This is a genomic window from Bacteroidales bacterium, assembly GCA_023229505.1.
In the GTDB taxonomy this organism is placed as follows: domain Bacteria; phylum Bacteroidota; class Bacteroidia; order Bacteroidales; family JAGOPY01; genus JAGOPY01.
Genome location: JALNZD010000016.1, coordinates 57,456 through 74,699, shown reverse-complemented (window position 1 = coordinate 74,699; position 17,244 = coordinate 57,456). Strand labels below are relative to the sequence as shown.

The 17,244-nt window shown below is 43.5% G+C and carries 21 protein-coding genes and 1 riboswitch; of the genes, 17 read left to right on the top strand and 4 right to left on the bottom strand.

The features are described 5' to 3' along the window. Nucleotides 1–159 precede the first annotated feature (159 nt). A complete protein-coding gene (xerD, locus tag M0Q51_07745; GenBank protein MCK9399869.1) occupies nucleotides 160–1,068 on the bottom strand; it encodes a site-specific tyrosine recombinase XerD in 909 nt (302 codons plus the stop codon). 88 nt (nucleotides 1,069–1,156) lie between these two features. On the opposite strand from xerD, the gene rpmG reads away from it, so the two are divergent. The 6 genes from rpmG (at nucleotide 1,157) to pruA (ending at nucleotide 6,315) form a co-directional block, all read left to right on the top strand. After that, nucleotides 1,157–1,345 (top strand): 50S ribosomal protein L33, encoded by a 189-nt coding sequence (gene rpmG / locus M0Q51_07740; GenBank protein MCK9399868.1) that lies wholly within the window; start codon nucleotides 1,157–1,159, stop codon nucleotides 1,343–1,345. 9 nt (nucleotides 1,346–1,354) lie between these two features. Further along, the gene (locus M0Q51_07735; GenBank protein MCK9399867.1) at nucleotides 1,355–1,507 is read left to right on the top strand and encodes a DUF4295 domain-containing protein; all 153 of its coding nucleotides are present in this window, start codon (nucleotides 1,355–1,357) and stop codon (nucleotides 1,505–1,507) included. 77 nt (nucleotides 1,508–1,584) lie between these two features. Continuing rightward, nucleotides 1,585–2,544: a signal recognition particle-docking protein FtsY gene (gene ftsY, locus M0Q51_07730; protein ID MCK9399866.1), complete on the top strand. Its 960-nt coding sequence runs from the start codon at nucleotides 1,585–1,587 to the stop codon at nucleotides 2,542–2,544. 105 nt (nucleotides 2,545–2,649) lie between these two features. Next, nucleotides 2,650–3,939: a 30S ribosomal protein S12 methylthiotransferase RimO gene (gene rimO, locus M0Q51_07725; protein MCK9399865.1), complete on the top strand. Its 1,290-nt coding sequence runs from the start codon at nucleotides 2,650–2,652 to the stop codon at nucleotides 3,937–3,939. 8 nt (nucleotides 3,940–3,947) lie between these two features. Then, nucleotides 3,948–4,673, top strand: a complete 726-nt coding sequence (locus tag M0Q51_07720; GenBank protein ID MCK9399864.1) for a toxin-antitoxin system YwqK family antitoxin — start codon at nucleotides 3,948–3,950, stop codon at nucleotides 4,671–4,673. 10 nt (nucleotides 4,674–4,683) lie between these two features. Next, on the top strand, nucleotides 4,684–6,315 hold the full coding sequence (gene pruA / locus M0Q51_07715) for an L-glutamate gamma-semialdehyde dehydrogenase (GenBank protein MCK9399863.1): 1,632 nt from the start codon (nucleotides 4,684–4,686) through the stop codon (nucleotides 6,313–6,315). A gap of 37 nt (nucleotides 6,316–6,352) precedes the next feature. Here pruA and M0Q51_07710 read toward each other — a convergent pair whose 3' ends face one another. Next, a complete protein-coding gene (locus M0Q51_07710) occupies nucleotides 6,353–6,535 on the bottom strand; it encodes a hypothetical protein (GenBank protein ID MCK9399862.1) in 183 nt (60 codons plus the stop codon). Nucleotides 6,536–6,664: 129 nt separating this feature from the next. Continuing rightward, nucleotides 6,665–6,882, top strand: a riboswitch (cobalamin riboswitch). Between the two features lie 96 nt (nucleotides 6,883–6,978). On the opposite strand from M0Q51_07710, the gene M0Q51_07705 reads away from it, so the two are divergent. The 4 genes from M0Q51_07705 (at nucleotide 6,979) to M0Q51_07690 (ending at nucleotide 10,103) form a co-directional block, all read left to right on the top strand. Continuing rightward, nucleotides 6,979–8,097 carry a Plug domain-containing protein gene (locus M0Q51_07705; protein ID MCK9399861.1) on the top strand — a complete coding sequence of 373 codons (1,119 nt, stop codon included), beginning with the start codon at nucleotides 6,979–6,981 and terminating at the stop codon, nucleotides 8,095–8,097. Further along, nucleotides 8,081–8,656, top strand: coding sequence for a TonB-dependent receptor (locus M0Q51_07700; GenBank protein MCK9399860.1), 576 nt, complete (start codon nucleotides 8,081–8,083; stop codon nucleotides 8,654–8,656). Before M0Q51_07705 ends, M0Q51_07700 begins: the two co-directional genes overlap by 17 nt. 205 nt (nucleotides 8,657–8,861) lie before the next feature. After that, nucleotides 8,862–9,638, top strand: a complete 777-nt coding sequence (locus M0Q51_07695) for a hypothetical protein (protein ID MCK9399859.1) — start codon at nucleotides 8,862–8,864, stop codon at nucleotides 9,636–9,638. 48 nt (nucleotides 9,639–9,686) lie between these two features. Further along, on the top strand, nucleotides 9,687–10,103 hold the full coding sequence (locus M0Q51_07690; GenBank protein MCK9399858.1) for an OsmC family protein: 417 nt from the start codon (nucleotides 9,687–9,689) through the stop codon (nucleotides 10,101–10,103). On the opposite strand, the gene M0Q51_07685 is transcribed toward M0Q51_07690, so the two are convergent. Continuing rightward, nucleotides 10,087–10,722, bottom strand: coding sequence for a CoA pyrophosphatase (locus M0Q51_07685; protein MCK9399857.1), 636 nt, complete (start codon nucleotides 10,720–10,722; stop codon nucleotides 10,087–10,089). The genes M0Q51_07690 and M0Q51_07685 overlap by 17 nt on opposite strands. Before the next feature lie 115 nt (nucleotides 10,723–10,837). Between M0Q51_07685 and M0Q51_07680 the strand changes: the two genes are divergently transcribed. From M0Q51_07680 to M0Q51_07650, 7 genes are all read left to right on the top strand, one after another. Beyond that, nucleotides 10,838–11,110, top strand: a complete 273-nt coding sequence (locus tag M0Q51_07680; protein MCK9399856.1) for an ATP-dependent Clp protease adaptor ClpS — start codon at nucleotides 10,838–10,840, stop codon at nucleotides 11,108–11,110. A 5-nt stretch (nucleotides 11,111–11,115) separates the two neighbouring features. After that, on the top strand, nucleotides 11,116–11,583 hold the full coding sequence (locus tag M0Q51_07675; GenBank protein ID MCK9399855.1) for a hypothetical protein: 468 nt from the start codon (nucleotides 11,116–11,118) through the stop codon (nucleotides 11,581–11,583). Between the two features lie 5 nt (nucleotides 11,584–11,588). Further along, on the top strand, nucleotides 11,589–12,605 hold the full coding sequence (gene floA, locus M0Q51_07670) for a flotillin-like protein FloA (protein ID MCK9399854.1): 1,017 nt from the start codon (nucleotides 11,589–11,591) through the stop codon (nucleotides 12,603–12,605). Nucleotides 12,606–12,707: 102 nt separating this feature from the next. Continuing rightward, nucleotides 12,708–14,900, top strand: a complete 2,193-nt coding sequence (locus M0Q51_07665) for a RelA/SpoT family protein (protein ID MCK9399853.1) — start codon at nucleotides 12,708–12,710, stop codon at nucleotides 14,898–14,900. A gap of 162 nt (nucleotides 14,901–15,062) precedes the next feature. Beyond that, complete coding sequence (locus tag M0Q51_07660; protein MCK9399852.1) at nucleotides 15,063–15,455, top strand: BlaI/MecI/CopY family transcriptional regulator; 393 nt, start codon at nucleotides 15,063–15,065, stop codon at nucleotides 15,453–15,455. Beyond that, on the top strand, nucleotides 15,452–15,847 hold the full coding sequence (locus M0Q51_07655; GenBank protein ID MCK9399851.1) for a hypothetical protein: 396 nt from the start codon (nucleotides 15,452–15,454) through the stop codon (nucleotides 15,845–15,847). The genes M0Q51_07660 and M0Q51_07655 overlap by 4 nt, the downstream gene beginning before the upstream one ends. A gap of 55 nt (nucleotides 15,848–15,902) precedes the next feature. Continuing rightward, a complete protein-coding gene (locus M0Q51_07650) occupies nucleotides 15,903–16,910 on the top strand; it encodes a hypothetical protein (protein MCK9399850.1) in 1,008 nt (335 codons plus the stop codon). Here the strand turns inward: M0Q51_07650 and M0Q51_07645 are convergent. Beyond that, nucleotides 16,907–17,224 (bottom strand): DUF3467 domain-containing protein, encoded by a 318-nt coding sequence (locus tag M0Q51_07645; protein MCK9399849.1) that lies wholly within the window; start codon nucleotides 17,222–17,224, stop codon nucleotides 16,907–16,909. The two genes, M0Q51_07650 and M0Q51_07645, sit on opposite strands and share 4 nt — an antisense overlap. Nucleotides 17,225–17,244: the final 20 nt, after the last annotated feature.

The window sequence follows — 17,244 nt, the reverse complement described above, 5'->3', positions numbered from 1 at the left end:
GAAGCTTTTAACCCCAAGGCCTTGGATGATTATCAACAAAAATATAAAGAAAAGAAAATCAATCAACTAAAGAAGAGAATCGCTCAACTTGAAGCTGCTTGAAAAAAGAAGTTATATAAGAGTCATTAAGCATAAAACCAGAAACCAGAAACCAGAAACTTATTGCTCCCTGCTTCTCGGATGAAACTGCAGAATATTGCTCCGCAGGTAATCCCTGTCAAGATGCGTATAAATCTCGGTTGTGGTGATGGAAGCATGGCCGAGCATTTCCTGCACAGCTCTCAGGTCGGCACCGCCCTCGATGAGATGGGTGGCAAATGAATGGCGGAACGTATGCGGGCTGATAGTCTTCCTGATCCCCGCCTTTTCAGCCAGGTTTTTAATGATATAAAATACCATCACCCGGGAGAGCTTCTTTCCCCTGTTATTCAAAAAGATATAATCTTCCTGGCCTTTCTGGATTTTGATATGGCTTCGTGTCTGGTGGATATAAGTCTGCAGCTGCCGCAGCGCCCCTTCACCAGCCGGCACGAGCCGTTGCTTATTCCCTTTCCCGATGACGGAAATAAATCCGTCATTGAACCTTACATCCGATATCTTCAAATTCGTCATCTCGCTAACCCGTAACCCGCAACCGTATAAAAACTCGAGCATCGTCTTATTTCTTTCCCCTTCCGTGGAACTCAAATCAATCGCATCGAAGAGCTTTCCGATCTCATCAACATTAAGCGTATCAGGCAGGGTACTCCCGGTCCTGGGTGATTCTAGTAACTCGGCAGGATTAGTGCGGATTATATTTTCCAACAGCAGGTATTTGAAAAATGTCCTCAATCCCGAAATGATCCTGGCCTGCGACCGTGCACTCATGCCAAGCTGGTTTATCCATTTGAGGAAGTCCTGTAAGTGAGCCAGTTTAATATCATCTGGTTGCAGGTCAAGTTGATGTGACTCAAGATACTGGAATAGTTTTATAACATCCCGGTTGTATGCTTCAATCGAGTTCTCCGAAAGCGATTTTTCAAGTTTCAGAAATGCTGAAAATCCTTTTATATAAGGTGTCCAATTCAAAATATCAGGTAAATTTTGATAAAGTTATAGGTTATTTTGAAATATAATCATATCTTTGCAGCCCTAAAATTAAAAGAGGCATTTAACAATGGCGAAGAAATCGAAAGATCAAAGGATACAGGTTATCATGGAGTGCACCGAACATAAGAACAGCGGCAAACCGGGTACTTCCAGGTATATAACCACCAAAAACAAGAAAAATACGCCGGAAAGATTAGAACTTAAGAAGTTTAATCCTATCCTGAAACGGATGACGGTTCATAAAGAAATTAAATAGTTTTTAGCTATGGCAAAGAAAGTTATTGCAACCCTTCAGGCACAGGGTAAAGAGTTCTCGAAGCTGATCCGCATGGTGAAATCACCAAAAACCGGGGCATACGTTTTCAAAGAAACTATGGTTCCCAACGATCAGATTAAAAATGTCGTTGAAAAGAAATAACTGATTGTTCATCAAATCGGTACAGAAAAGCTTTTCCTGCCGGAAGAGCTTTTTTTATATCATTTTAGACTTCCGCCATGGGTATATTTTCATTTTTTTCAAAGGAGAAGAAAGAAAGCCTTGATAAAGGGCTTGACAAAACACGGCAAAATGTATTCTCCAGGATTTCGCGCGCTATTGCCGGCAAATCGAGCGTTGACGATGAAGTGCTTGATAACCTGGAAGAGATATTAGTCACTTCAGATGTCGGCGTGGAAACCACCCTCAGGATCATTGAGCGGATCACGCAACGGGTGGCCCGGGACAAATACGTCGGAACGGAAGAATTGAACCGTGTCCTGAAAGAGGAAACCGCAGCGTTGCTACGGGAAAATGTAAAAGAGGAAAAATTTGATTTCTCCTCCGATAACTTACCGAAACCCTATGTGATCATGGTGGTTGGGGTGAATGGTGTCGGTAAAACGACCACGATCGGCAAACTGGCTTACCAGTTCAAAGGTGCCGGTAAATCGGTCGTACTTGGCGCAGCAGACACCTTCCGCGCAGCAGCCGTCGAACAACTTACCATCTGGGCTGAAAGGGCCGGCGTTCCCATCATTTCCCAGGGAATGAATGCCGATCCCGCCGCAGTGGCTTTCGATACGGTAACATCAGCCATTGCCCGAGGGACTGACGTGGTCATCATCGATACGGCAGGGCGGTTACACAATAAGATCAACCTGATGAATGAATTGAGCAAGATCAGACGCGTGATCCAGAAAGTCATCCCCGAAGCTCCTCACGAGGTCCTGCTGGTGCTTGATGCCAGCACCGGCCAGAATGCCATCGAACAAGCGAAACAATTTACTGCCGCAACCGAAGTGAATGCGCTGGCCCTGACTAAACTCGACGGTACAGCCAAAGGCGGCGTGGCCATCGGGATTTCCGACCAGTTTAAAATACCGGTGAAATATATTGGCATCGGTGAGAAAATCGGCGATTTACAGATATTCGACCGCTTTGAATTTGTCGATAGTTTGTTTGGAGAGAAAGAGTAGTTGAAAATTCCAAATCCCAAGCACCAAATTCCAAACAAATCCAAAACACCAAATTCCAAATTTCCATTTTCAAATTTCTAATTTCCAGTATTGAAAACGAAGTCAATTCAACGTCACAGAATCAACATCATCACCCTGGGGTGCTCAAAAAACCTTGTGGATTCAGAGGTATTGATGGGACAGCTTCAGGCTGCAAATATTGAAGTGGTGCATGAGTCGGATGAGCCCTCTGACGTGGTGGTAGTGAATACCTGCGGTTTTATCAACGATGCAAAGGAAGAATCAATCGACATGATCCTTCGCTATGCGAAAGCAAAGAAAGCAGGGCATGTGGGAAAAGTTTTCGTGATGGGATGCCTGTCCCAGCGTTACCGGAAGGAACTCGAGGCCGAATTGCTGGAAGTCGATGGTTTCTATGGGGTGAATGACCTGCCGGAAATCCTGAAAGATCTGGGGGTTGATTACAGGAAAGAACTGATCGGGGAGCGCCTGCTGACAACTCCGGGTCATTATGCTTACCTGAAAATATCGGAAGGGTGCAATAAAAAATGTTCCTTCTGCGCAATCCCGCTGATCCGGGGGAAGCACGTTTCCAGGCCGATGGAGGACCTGATCCATGAAGCATCCCTTTTAGCTGCCAGGGGTGTAAAGGAGATTATTCTCATTGCGCAGGACTTGACTTATTACGGCTACGACCTTTACCGGGAAAGAAAATTGGCCAGTCTCCTGGAAAGCTTTTGCGAAATAGATGGTTTAGAGTGGATACGGTTGCACTACGCCTATCCTTCAGATTTCCCGGTAGAAATTGCAGATGTGATGAAGAATAACCCAAAGATTTGCAATTATCTCGATATCCCTTTGCAGCACATTTCCGATCCATTGCTCAGATCAATGAACAGGGGCGTTACTAAAGCAAAAACCTACCGGCTGTTGGAAACCCTTCGCGAAAAAAATCCTGGAATTGCCATTCGTACTACCCTCATTGTCGGTTATCCCTATGAGACAGATGACCATTTTGAAGAGCTTAAAGAATTTGTGAAAGATCAGCGCTTCGACCGGCTGGGCGTGTTTATGTATTCCCCGGAGGAGAAAACATCTGCATATTATCTTCATGATGCTGTACCTGATGAAGTTAAAAGGGCAAGAATGGAAGAGATCATGGAAATCCAGCAGGAAATATCCATGGAAAAGAACCAGGAAAAAGTCGGCAGAGAATTTAAAGTGCTGATCGACCGGAAAGAAGGGGATCTCTATGTCGGCCGCTCAGAATTTGATTCCCCGGAGGTTGACAACGAGATTTTGATCGATTCGCCCGAACCTTTGAAAACCGGAAATTTTTACCAGGTAAAAATTGACCGGGCGGATTATTTCGACCTTTATGGCACCCTAAAATAATAAACCTTATGAAAACATTAGTTTTATTAATCATTCCAATCATTCTCTATCTCTCCGCCATTCAAACCGTCTGTAGCCAGGAGAGCAGTTTATCACGCCCTAAAGATGGTTATGCGGTAGAAAAGTCAGGAGAACTCAGGCTTGAAGGAAATTATTCTGGAGGGAAAAAAGTAGGTACCTGGCTGACCTATTATCCGTCAGGACTTTTAAATAAAGTCGTACAATATCAAGACGGGAAGAAAAACGGGCTGGTGATTGAAATTGACAGTAAAGGAAGTCTGATCAACCAGGCTTCCTATCTTAATGATCAACTGGATGGGGTCAGTAAATCTTACGGCAGGTCAGGCAAATTCAACTGGGAGAGGAATTATAAAAAGAACAAGCTGAATGGCTTGTGCAAGATGTATTATGAAGGAGGTGTCCTGCAGGAGGAGACATGGTATAAGGATGGCCAACGGGACAGTATAACAACCTGGTACAATACAAAAGGGCTTAAAGTGGCATCATACCAATATAAGGAAGGGAAATTTAACGGGCCCTCAATCGCCTATTATACCAATGGCAAAGTTAAAACAGAGAAATCCTATATGATGAATATCCTGAATGGAGCTTACAATGAATATTATGAGACGGGTGCCCTCCATATAAGCGGAACTTATATCAAAGGGCAAAAAGCCGGGATATGGTTGACTTATGATGAAAATAGTAAAGTAATTTCAAAGGAAAAATTTTAAAATTCTGCACATGTCTAAAGGATTTTTCAAATCACCGGTTCCTTTCAATGAGCCTATATTATCTTATGCTCCGGGAACCCCTGAACGTAAAGCGCTTAAAGAAGCTATTGGCGATTTTCGTTCCAGACAAATTGATATTCCCATGTTTATCGGCGGTGAGTCAGTCCGCACAGGTGAACAGATCGCAATAAGTCCGCCCCATGATCATCGCCATATCCTTGGACATTACCACAAAGGCACCGGTGAGCATGTTTTGCAGGCAATCAATGCAGCACTCGCAATCCGGCCGAAGTGGCAGTCGCTGACCTGGGACCAGCGGGCAGCCATTTTCCTTAAAGCCGCCGATCTCATCAGCGGACCTTATAGGGCCAGGCTTAATGCTGCAACCATGCTCGGCCAATCGAAAAACGCTTACCAGGCCGAGATCGATGCCACCTGCGAAATGGCGGATTTCCTCCGGTTCAATGTCCATTTTATGGCAGAAATTTATAATGAGCAGCCTGTTTCTTCTCATGGTGTTTGGAACAAGATGGAGTGGAGGCCTTTGGAAGGATTTGTTTATGCGGTCACGCCGTTTAATTTCACTTCAATAGCCGGGAACCTTCCTTCAGCTCCTGCCCTGATGGGAAATGTGGTCGTTTGGAAACCGGCCGGGACACAGATGTACTCAGCGAATGTACTGATGGAAATATTCCGGGAAGCCGGTCTTCCTGACGGTGTGATCAATATGATAATGGTTGACGGACCCGTGGGTGGAAAGATCATGTCAACACATCCCGAATTTGTCGGGGTTCATTTTACAGGCTCCAATACCGTCTTTAATAAGATATGGAAAGCCATCGGGGAAAACGTTGCTCTTCACAATACTTTTCCGAAAATTGTCGGAGAAACCGGGGGAAAAGACTTTGTAATGGTACACCCGTCGGCAAAGGTCAAACCGGTCGTTACTGCATTGACACGGGGGGCATTTGAATACCAGGGCCAGAAATGCTCGGCTGCCTCTCGGGCTTATATCCCGCGAAGCCTCTGGCCAGAAGTGCGCGAAAGGATGATTGCCGACTTAAAGTCATTCCGCATGGGCGGAGTGGAGGATTTCCGGAACTTCATCAACGCGGTCATCGACGAAGGATCTTTTGATAAGCTGGCCTCATTTATCGACCGGGCAAAGAATGACCCTGATGCTGAGATCATTGCAGGTGGTCATTATGATAAGACTGTCGGGTATTTCATTGAGCCTACTGTTATCCTTACACCCAATCCCCGTTATATTACCATGTGTGAGGAGCTTTTCGGACCTATTCTGACCGTTTATGTATATGAAGATGATCAGTATGATGAAACCCTCGATATTCTTGACAAAACGTCGCCTTATGCCCTGACAGGTTCCATTTTTGCCCAGGACCGTTTTATAATAGATTATACAACAAGAAAGCTGGTCAATGCCGCTGGGAATTTCTACATCAACGATAAGCCAACAGGCGCCATAGTGGGCCAGCAGCCTTTCGGAGGCGCAAGGGCTTCCGGTACAAACGACAAGTCCGGTTCATTTCTGAACCTGCTGAGATGGGTTTCACCAAGGACGATCAAGGAAAATTTTAACCCGCCGGACGATTACCGCTATCCCTTCATGGCAGAGGAATAGATTTCTGTCTGCCGAAAAAAAGCTCTTTTAAGATGTTTTATTTGGTAATCGGCTTGCTGCCGTTGCTGATTATATATTTCTTGGGAAGGGGTTTCTTGTGTTTGAAAGTTGTCAGCTTTTGCACATGGGATGAATCGCTGAAAATGGCACATGAGGATGTAATCCCGGCCAGGGAACTAATAACCAGCAGTATAACCAATAACCTGATAATTCTTTTCATCTGGAGACAACCTTTAAATTCTACGGATCAAACCTATTATTAATTTGAGGGTATAAATTTATAAAAATATCGTTCATAATGCGGTGAATATTTTTTTTTCAACTTTTGTTTTGATCTGTTTTAAGCGAGTATATTTGAAGCTGTAATGGTGTCCCTGATTTCCTGCCGGAGATCAGGACATAATAGGGAACCAGGTGTAAGTCCTGGACAGTGCCCGCTGCTGTAAGCCCTGGCCTTTAAAGGTCACTATCAACGGTAATCAATTGCCACTGTTCCTGTCAAAGGAATGGGAAGGCTGCCGGTTGATGGGGTAAGTCAGAAAACCTGCCATCATAGATTTTTTTCACAAGCTTCCGGGTCAGAAGCTGGGCTGAACTGGTGACTTTTCGCTTTTTTCAGACTTTTTACCCGGGATGACTTGCAAATGCTTTAATGTTTGTCTCATGCGCATTGCAGTCTGCATTATTATCTTTTCAGCATGCATCTCCGGCATTATTGCCCAGGATATGGCGCCTGATACCATTCTCAATCTGAATGATGTGACCATATACTCCTCCCGGATTAACCGTTTCGCTAAAGGCCAGGCAATACTTACACTTGACAGCCTTACCCGGACCGAATATCCTGCAGGATCTATAGCTGAACTCATAACCGGTTTTACTTCCTCATACATCCGCAACTACGGTCAAGGCACTTTATCGACCTTATCCTTCAGGGGAACATCAGCCAATCATGCCGGCCTGCTGTGGAATGGCATCCGGATTTCACCACCCAATATCGGGTATATCGATCTTTCTTTAGTCCAGGGCAGCTTTTTCAACAATATTTCAATCCTTTATGGCGGCGCAAGCCCGATGTTTGGCAGCGGTTCGATCGGGGGAGGCATTCACCTTGAAAGCAGACCTGTATTCGAAAAATCAGGAGCTGACCTCAGGTTAAGTCTGTCTGCCGGCAGCTTTGGGACAATAGCCCTTGAAGGCAACGGAACGGTATTCATGAATAAAATTTACTCACGGACGGCTTTTTCCTTATTGAATACTGCGAATGACTTTTCTTATAAAAACCTCCTGGGAAAGGAAGAACATCTTCCACATGCATCGATCTTCAAAGGTGGGTTCATACAGGATATAGCCTTCCGGCTGCCAAAAGATCAATATATCATGGCAAGCGTATGGTTCCAGTATGCAGGACGGGATATTCCGCCAACCCTCACGGAAGAAAATTCAGAAGCCGTCCAGGTTGACCATTCCTGGAGAACGATGATTTTATGGAAGGACTACAATCAAAGGAATAATCTGGAGGCTAAACTGGCCTATTTCAATGAATTCACCCTTTACGATGACCCGCTGGCATCAGTTTATTCCACCATTCAAAGCCAATCTGTGGCTGGTTCCTTTGAAAGTACCTGGGAAGTTTTTAAGCATTCAGTTATTTTTGCAGGTACACAATTTACCTATGAATATGCCGATCTTGATTATTATGATCATCCGCGGAACCAGGAAAATATAGCGGTTTTCGCATCTTACAGGCAAAATTTGGCGTTTCATCTCTGGCAGACTTAATGTTTCACGAAATTTCCGGACTCCGACCTTTAATGAAAGATTCTGGCAGCCAGGTGGTAACCCTGACCTTAAACCGGAAGAAAGCTGGAACGAGGAAGCCGGCATTTCGCTGGAAAACCAATTTTCTTCCCTGGAAATAAAATTCAATGTAACGGCTTTTAATTCCCTTATTGAAAATTGGATCCTATGGTTGCCGGGCGGCAGCTTCTGGTCGGTAGAAAATGCCCAGGAAGTTTGGTCCCGGGGTTTTGAAATATCCGGGAACCAATTGATCAGCCTTGATGCCGTGAGCCTTTTCCTTGCAGAATCTTATTCTTATACAAAATCAACCAATGAAAAGAAGCTTTTTGACCTTGATGCATCTTATAAGAAACAACTTATCTATACCCCTTTGCACCGCTTGATTTTAAAATCAGGAGCGGTTTATAAGGGATTTAACCTGACAGTGAAAGGGAATTATACAGGTGAAATTTTTTCTTCAAAAGACAACTCAACCTCTTTACCAGCTTATTTCCTCCTGGATGCTGTGTTGTCAAAATCATTAAAAATTAAAAATTAGAATACAGAATACAGAAGACATTGATTTTTGTAGAGTCGTTGCATGCAACGACTCTACAATAACGTAATAACTCAGAACTCAGAACTTATGAAAACAAAGCTCCTCATTATCCTAATCCTCTTTCTTTTATTTGTTGTGTCTAGCTGCAATAAAAACAATGATAATAATCCATCCGGTGCCTGGTCCAATAGTGTATTTATCATCAATGAAGGGCCTTTCCAGACAGGGAGCGGATCCATCAGCGCTTTCAACCGGGAAAGGCCTCGAGGTGGCTCATGATCTGTTTGAAACGGCAAACGGACGGCCCCTTGGGAATATCGTTCAGTCAATGACGGTTCATCAGGATAAAGCATTTATCGTGGTTAACAATTCCAATAAAATTGAAGTGGTAAACCTCGATGATTTTAAATCGGTCACAACAATAGAAAACCTGACCCTGCCACGCTATTTTATTGGTTTTGATGAAGATAAAGGATATGTCTCCTGCTGGGATTCAACGGTTAAAGTAATGAACCTCAGGGATTACTCCATCATAACAAGCATTCAGACCGGAAACGGCCCTGATGAGATGATCCTGGCAGGTGATCAGTTGTTTGTAATAAACTCAGGTGGATTTGGAGTTGACAGTACGGTTTCTATTATACAGACTAATGATGAAGAACCCTTCGGGCTGCTCGAAGTTGGCCACCGGCCGTCAGGAATTCAAAAGGATGTTAATGGTAAGATCTGGGTCCTATGCTCTGGCAAGGGATGGAACGGTTTCCCCGTGTCTGCTTCATTACTGAATACTCAGCCTTTGATCTCCGGGAATACAATGTTTTATGGCCTGGGATATGATAAGGTGACTAAAATGATCTTTGCAACTGATCCGCTCGACTATGCCCAGAATGGATGGGTATACCGGTTTAATGCCCTGGATGGCACACCGGTCGATTCTTTCCTGGTTGGTATAATTCCTAACGGGTTCTGGTTTAACCAATAAGACTACCTTTCCAACTGAAAATGATTTACTTTTGTAAAAAAGAAAAGAATGAAAACTAAAATTGACTGTGCCTGGAAAAAGGATATGACCTTTGAAGCGGATGTGAATGGATTTAAGATTATGTTGGATGCTGAGCCGGAGGTGGGAGGCAAAAATAACGGACCCCGCCCAAAGCCGCTTACCCTGGTTTCCCTGGCCGGATGCACCGGGATGGATGTGATATCAATACTGAGAAAAATGAGGGCAGAGCCTGAGTTTTTCAATGTTTCAGTTGAAGGTGAGCTGACAGAAGAACATCCTAAATACTACCATAAAATCCACATTATTTATGAATTGAAAGGAAAGGATATTGACCAGGAGAAAGTTGAAAAAGCCGTGAACCTTTCCAGGGAAAGATATTGCGGTGTGAATGCGTTATTGCGTTTCGGTGCAGAAATAACCTACGAAATCAGGATTCTAGCCTGATCACATCGATCAGTTCATTAAGTATCATCGCGGTAGCTCCCCATATCACATTTCCATCTACATAAAAACAGGGAACTTTTAAATTGATCGCGGGAAAGATCGTAATATCCTGTTCCTGAATATTTAATTCATCAAACAATTCTTCCAGTGGAAATTCCAGGATCCGGTCGACTTCATCCGGGTCAGACCTGAAATCAGGCCGCTCATTGGTATAACCCACTATAGGTGTTACAAGGAAATTGCTCGGTGGAATGAAAAGGTCGGTAAGCTTTCCGATAGGAACGACAGTATTTCTGTTTACCCCGATTTCTTCTTCAGCTTCACGCAGAGCCGTATCTACTATATCCTGGTCGCCTTGTTCCCAGCCTCCTCCCGGAAAAGAGATCTGACCGCTGTGAACACCGGGATATTCCGTTCTCTTGATGAAAACCATATAAATCTTACCATTTGAAGGGTAAAATAAGGCCAGCACACCACCCTTCCTTACATCGGCAGGAACAACAACTTTTCCGTCCTTCATCAACCGGCGCATACTTGCCATTTTAAGCTGTGACGGAACCCCCGGAAGGGGCTTGTCCAGCTTTCTTTTAATGCTTTCTATGAATACTTTAAATTCCATCGTCTTTTATCAAACAAATAATGCTATGCAAAATTGCTATTTTTTTACTACTTTCGTTAGCGCTTTCAGTAAGTTGTTTTTTAATTACATTTATTCTGATTAAACGATCTTCCTAATGGTAAAGGAAAAATTAAAACCGGCCGGTAAAAGTGAAGAGGTTGCTTCAGGTGAAAAAGAACTGATCCTGTTTAACGATGAAGTAAATACTTTTGAATATGTCATTGAGACATTGATTGAAGTATGCGGGCATGATGCCTTCCAGGCAGAGCAATGTGCTTTGATCGCCCATTCTAATGGGAAATGCGGCATTAAAACAGGGCCGTTCGATTCCCTGAAGCCCTTATGCGATGAGATGTTAAACCGGGACCTGACAGTTACAATATCCTGAATAATATGCATTGGTTACTCATATCGACTTTTATCATCATTGGCCTTTTATTCCTGGCTCTAGAAATCCTGATCATTCCCGGCGTCGGGATTGCTGGTGTGATCGGGTTCATTCTTATTGCCATTGGTGTCTGGCAATCTTACGCCGGTCATGGGATGTTTGCGGGACACCTCGTCCTTGCCGGTACATTTATATTGACTGTGCTTACGCTTGTGCTATCACTCAGGGGAAAAACATGGCGAAAACTGGCACTTTCAACAGCGATCGACAGCCAGGTAAATGTCATTGATCACAAGTTGATCAAGACCGGCGATACGGGAAAAACCGTGTCACGCCTGGCCCCCATGGGAAAAGCACTGATCAATGGGGAGTTTTATGAAGTAAGCACGAATGGGGATTTCATAGATCAGCAAACTTATATTGTTGTGGAAAAAATCGAGTATAATAAAATAATTGTAAAACGTAAAGATTAAAAATCATGGGTGATTCACAGGTATTTGTCATTGTTGCCATTGGATTGGGAGCAATATTTGCCATTTGGATTCTTTTTTATCTCATACCGGTTGGGATTTGGTTTAAAGCTTTGGTCTCCGGTGTCAGAATTTCCTTGCTTCAATTGGTTATCATGCGCTGGCGTAAGGTGCCGGTAACTATTATTGTCAATAGTCTTATTGCAGCTACCAAAGCAGGCCTTTCCCTGAACAGGAATTCCCTGGAAGCCCATTACCTTGCGGGAGGGAATGTGCCGAGGGTCGTCAATGCATTGATATCCGCCGATAAAGCTAATATAAAACTTGATTTTCAAACCGCCACTGCCATCGACCTGGCCGGCCGCGATGTTCTTGAAGCGGTTAAAATGTCAGTGAATCCAAAAGTCATTGATACGCCATCTGTTACAGCAGTTGCAAAAGATGGTATCCAGCTGATAGCCAAAGCAAGGGTCACAGTTCGTGCCAACATCAAGCAATTGGTGGGAGGTGCCGGCGAAGAAACAGTACTCGCCAGGGTAGGAGAGGGTATCGTGTCGTCGATCGGTTCAGCCCAATCCCATAAATCTGTGCTGGAAAATCCCGATAGTATTTCCAAACTTGTTCTTGGCAAAGGTCTTGACTCAGGAACTGCTTTTGAAATCCTATCCATTGATATTGCCGATATCGATGTAGGCAAGAATATCGGTGCTTTCCTTCAGATGGACCAGGCCAATGCCGATAAAAATATCGCACAGGCAAGAGCAGAGGAACGCCGTGCCATGGCCGTAGCCCGGGAACAGGAAATGCGGGCGAAAGCTGAAGAATCGCGGGCAAACCTCATCCAGGCTGAAGCTGAAATTCCAAAAGCTATTGCGGAAGCATTCCGCACAGGTAACCTGGGGATCATGGATTACCAACGTTATCAAAATATCAAGGCCGATACCAGGATGCGGGATTCGATCGCCGAACCCCCCAGTTCCAAACCTAAAAAAGGTATTAAAGACAACGATAAAGAAAGCTTTTAATCAGTCTCAATAATATCTTTCTTCTTGTATGCTGGATATCTGACAGATCCGGCTAATTGTCTTTCATGGTAAGGATTGTAAATCTAATGAATTCGGGGTGTGATGATTTCAGAGGCTGAACTTCAGAAAATTATTGCAAAATATGATGGCTTGCTGGCAGTTTCACAAGGACTGCTGAAGGAAGACGACAGGCAATTGCTGGATCATGCTTTTTTGTTTTCCCGGGAGTTATATGGAGAATCCCGGCATATGACCGGAGAACTGCTGATATGCCATTCATTGTCCATTGCCAGGATTGCTGCAGAGGAAATGGGCCTGGGAATTAATTCGATTGTGACTGCTCTTCTTCATGATGCCCTTGCCACTCAAACTATCGGAATAGAAGACATAAAGAAGAAATTCGGGACGGCCATTGCAGATATGATAAAGAGTTATGCCAGGATCAGCGAATTGCCTACCGGTAAGGTATCATTGCAATCTGACACTTTCAGAAAACTCTTCCTGGCCGTAGTGGATGACATCCGCGTTATCCTGCTCAAACTGGCGCACCGTCTTAGAGACATGAGAATGATTGAAAAGCTTCCTACTGAGTACCAGGCAAGATATATCAATGAAGTAAATTTTCTGTATAGCCCAATTGCCCACCGACTTGGCCTTTACCGGGTCAAAAAAGAACTGGAAGACCTTTCGATGAAGTTTACCCGGCCTGAGGTTTATCAACAGATTGCCCAAAAAATCCGTGAAACGGAATCAAAACGAAATGCATTCATTAATGAATTCATTGCACCAATTCAACGCGAACTCATCAAACAGGGACTTGAGTTTGAGATCAAAGGCCGGCCCAAATCTATACCTTCGATCTGGGAGAAAATGCAAAAGCAGGATGTTGAGTTTGAGCAGGTTTTTGATCTGTTTGCTATCCGGATCATCCTGAATTCACTTCCGGAGAATGAAAAGTCGGACTGCTGGAAGGCCTATTCCCTGGTTACCAATATCTATCCACCTAACCCGAAAAGGTTAAGGGACTGGATATCTACTCCTAAAGCCTCAGGTTACGAATCTCTTCATACAACTGTAAATGGGCCGCACGACCGCTGGGTGGAAGTCCAGATCCGTACAGCAAGGATGGACGAAGTTGCGGAAAAAGGCCAGGCCGCTCATTGGAAATATAAGGGCTTCGGATCAAAAGAAGATATAGAAAGATGGATGCTTCAGGTCAGGGATATCATTGAGCACCCCGAGCAGATCGCATTTGACGAAAGTGAAAAAACATTAAAAACCCAGAATGCCAATAAGGTATTTGTTTTTACACCTACCGGCGATTTGAAAGAACTGGACCAGGGCTCCACTGTGCTTGACTTTGCTTTTGAAGTTCATACTAATGTTGGTTATTCCTGCACGGGCGCTAAAGTCAATAATAAGATTGTCCCACTGAAACAGGTTTTGGAAAATGGCGATAAAGTGGAGATCATAACTTCGAAAATCCAGAAACCAAAAATGGATTGGCTGAATTATGTGGTCACTACCAAAGCGAAAAATAAAATAAAAAGAGCGCTGAAAGAGGAGATGTTCCTTGAAGCTGAGAAGGGCAACGAAATCCTGCGCAGGAAGTTTAAAAACTGGAAAATAGCTTTTGTTGATGAGAATATCGACCGGTTGATTAAGAAATTTAAGCTTTCTTCTTCTATTGATCTTTATGGGCTGATTTACCATGAAAAGATCGATCTGATTGAGGTGAAGCGCTTCTTATCAGGTGATATTGAAAAAACCGACGAAGGTAAAACATTACCCGGACGGGAGCAAAAACCATCCCAGGCAGGTAAAACGGGCTTACAGGAACAGGATGATGTGCTTTTTATCGATACCAATCTTAAAAAAGTTAACTACAAGCTGGCCCACTGTTGTAATCCTGTTCCCGGCGACCCGGTGTTTGGTTTTGTGACGATCAGCCGGGGCATCACCATACATCATCAAAATTGCCCTAATGCTAAACAATTGCTGACCCGCTACGGCTATCGGAAAATTGAAGTCCAGTGGAAGGGTATTGAAGAAAAAGGGGCTTTCCGGGCAGCCATTCGTGTCACGGGTACTGACCGGATCGGTATCATGAATGAAATCTCCCAAATAATCTCCAATGATTTAAAAGTCAATATGATATCCGTTAAGATCGAAGCAAAGAAAGGGGTTTTTAATGGCATCATTAAGTTGATGGTAAAGAACAGCAGTTCACTTTCTGACCTGATTCAAAAAATATCACAGATGGGAGGTGTGAGCAAAGCGGTTAAACTGGATTAGTATTGATTTGAGATGCCAACTCAGAAGCACATCACATCCCAGCCTTTCCTAACATTATTTACAGAATTTAACATTTTTTACGAAAAAATTCGTAAATAGAATTGACTTCAGGGTACTCTTCATGTATCTTTGTTGTACGAATTAATTCGTAATTAAATAAATATGACCCAAATCGGAAAGACTTTCAAACCAACAGAATCCGAACTGGAAATCCTCTCGATTCTCTGGAAAAATGGCCCCTCAACGGTGAGATTTGTGAACGACGAGATGAAACAAAATAAAAATGTCGGCTACACAACAACCCTGAAACTGATGCAAATCATGACTGAAAAAGGTATGGTAGAAAGGGTAATGGAAGGCCGGACACATATTTATTATGCCCTGGCCAAACAGGAGGATACCCAGGTACGGATGCTCGACCGCCTGCTTGAAATCGCTTTTGGAGGATCGGCTTCTAAATTAGTGCTTCAGGCACTTGGCAATCATAAGACTTCAGATGTTGAGCTGCAGGAAATCAAAGAACTCATCCAAAAGCTGGAAGGAGATAAACGATGAACTTCTTTGAATCTATATTATCAGAAGAGTTTATCCGTGCTTTTGCCTGGACCTTATTCCACTCTGTCTGGCAAGGAGGGCTTATTGCTTTGATAGCAATGGGGCTATTGATAATCCTGCGCAAGCACAGGCCTGGTATTCGCTATATGATCCTTTATATATTTCTGATGCTTATACCTGTTTTCTTCACAGCAACCTTCCTGTACACTTACCACCCTGAAAATGTAAAAGATAATCCCAGGAATGAAGCTTCTGCTATTTCAGGGCTCCCTGAAAACAACATTCTGCCTGAAATGCCAACTATCGTTGAGAGCGGGACATACGATGCCTGGTATGTTCATACTGTAAATATTTTCGAAAATCAGGCAGGAAAGGGAGCATATCTGCGATGACATTGCTATCAGTGTTAATCATGATCATCTAAACTATATCAAAGCATTAACAACTATGGAAGATTTAAATTCGAAATCAACGTTATTGGCCAATGCTATGGCCGGTTCAAAGAAAAAACTTCTCTTCAGGGTGAAAAGATTGCTTACCCCGGTGAAACTCAGAAAGGGTCTCAGCGAGGGGATCATTGCCTTCATTTTACTTGTCGGCCTGATCTTTACCCTATCACTAAATGCCTTGTCATTTATCCCCAGCACATTTGACCTTACTGGTCGTGAATCAGGAGAAAGGATTTTTAATTTAATGCCTGTCAATCCTGAAACCCCTGATACAATCATTGCTACATCCAAATCCGGAAAGGTGATTGTGAAAGTTTATACCGATTCAACTGATGCCACGGATGACAGAGATATTAAAGTTTTCGTTGAAACGCTGGACAAGAATATCGGGGAATGGGAAAATGCCCGGAATGATTATGAAAAAGAGGTGATTATCCTGAAAAAAAATTCAGAGCAACTCGATAGCATGCGGAAAGTAGTAATCATCAAATCAGGAAATTACTTTAAGGTTATCAAAGGTGATACAATACTTTGGATCCCTGAAGGTTATGATACATCCATTGTTACGGACGGAGGATTTCAATTTTATGGATTTGATGTTCCGGAATTTCCTGAGATTCCCGAAATGCCAGATTTAAAGTATGATTATTACAATGATGATCAGATGAAATGGTCAGATAAATATGATAGAGCACTTCGGGAGTATGAATTTAAATTGAAAGATTTTGAAAAGGATCAGCAATTGTTTCCTGCTCCTGCTCCGCCAATGAGAGAATTTTCTCATGAATACGGGGCTCCTCCTGCTGAAAAGATAATCCGTCAGGAACTTATTGATGATGGCCTTGCTATTCCGCGTAAAAAGTACGTAATAGATCTGGATTCACGTGCGATGTATATAAATGGAGAAAAGCAGCCAAAAGAAGTTTTCCGAAAGTATAAGCACCTTGTAGAAAGCCTTGAGGTTGTTGTCCTTGAAGGCGATGGGACTTTCCGTTTGATTTTTTAAGCTTGAGCCGTGGGGCCTCCAAGGTGGAAAGGCGGAAGCCCATCCGATCCTTCCGGTGTTTCAATATTGCCATACATGCTTTCATACTTGCCGACGTTCTCTTTCAAGGCACGTAACAGGCGTTTGGCATGTTGTGGCGTCAGGATCACCCTGGATTTAACTTTGGCTTTGGGCATTCCAGGCATCATCTTTATAAAATCAATGATGAACTCAGAATGAGAATGCGAGATCATGGCGAGATTCGCGTAAGTACCCTCGGCCTGATCTTCTCCCAGCTCAATATTGATCTGGTTCTTCGGTTTGTTATCTGACATGGTCATTTGCTTTTAAAATT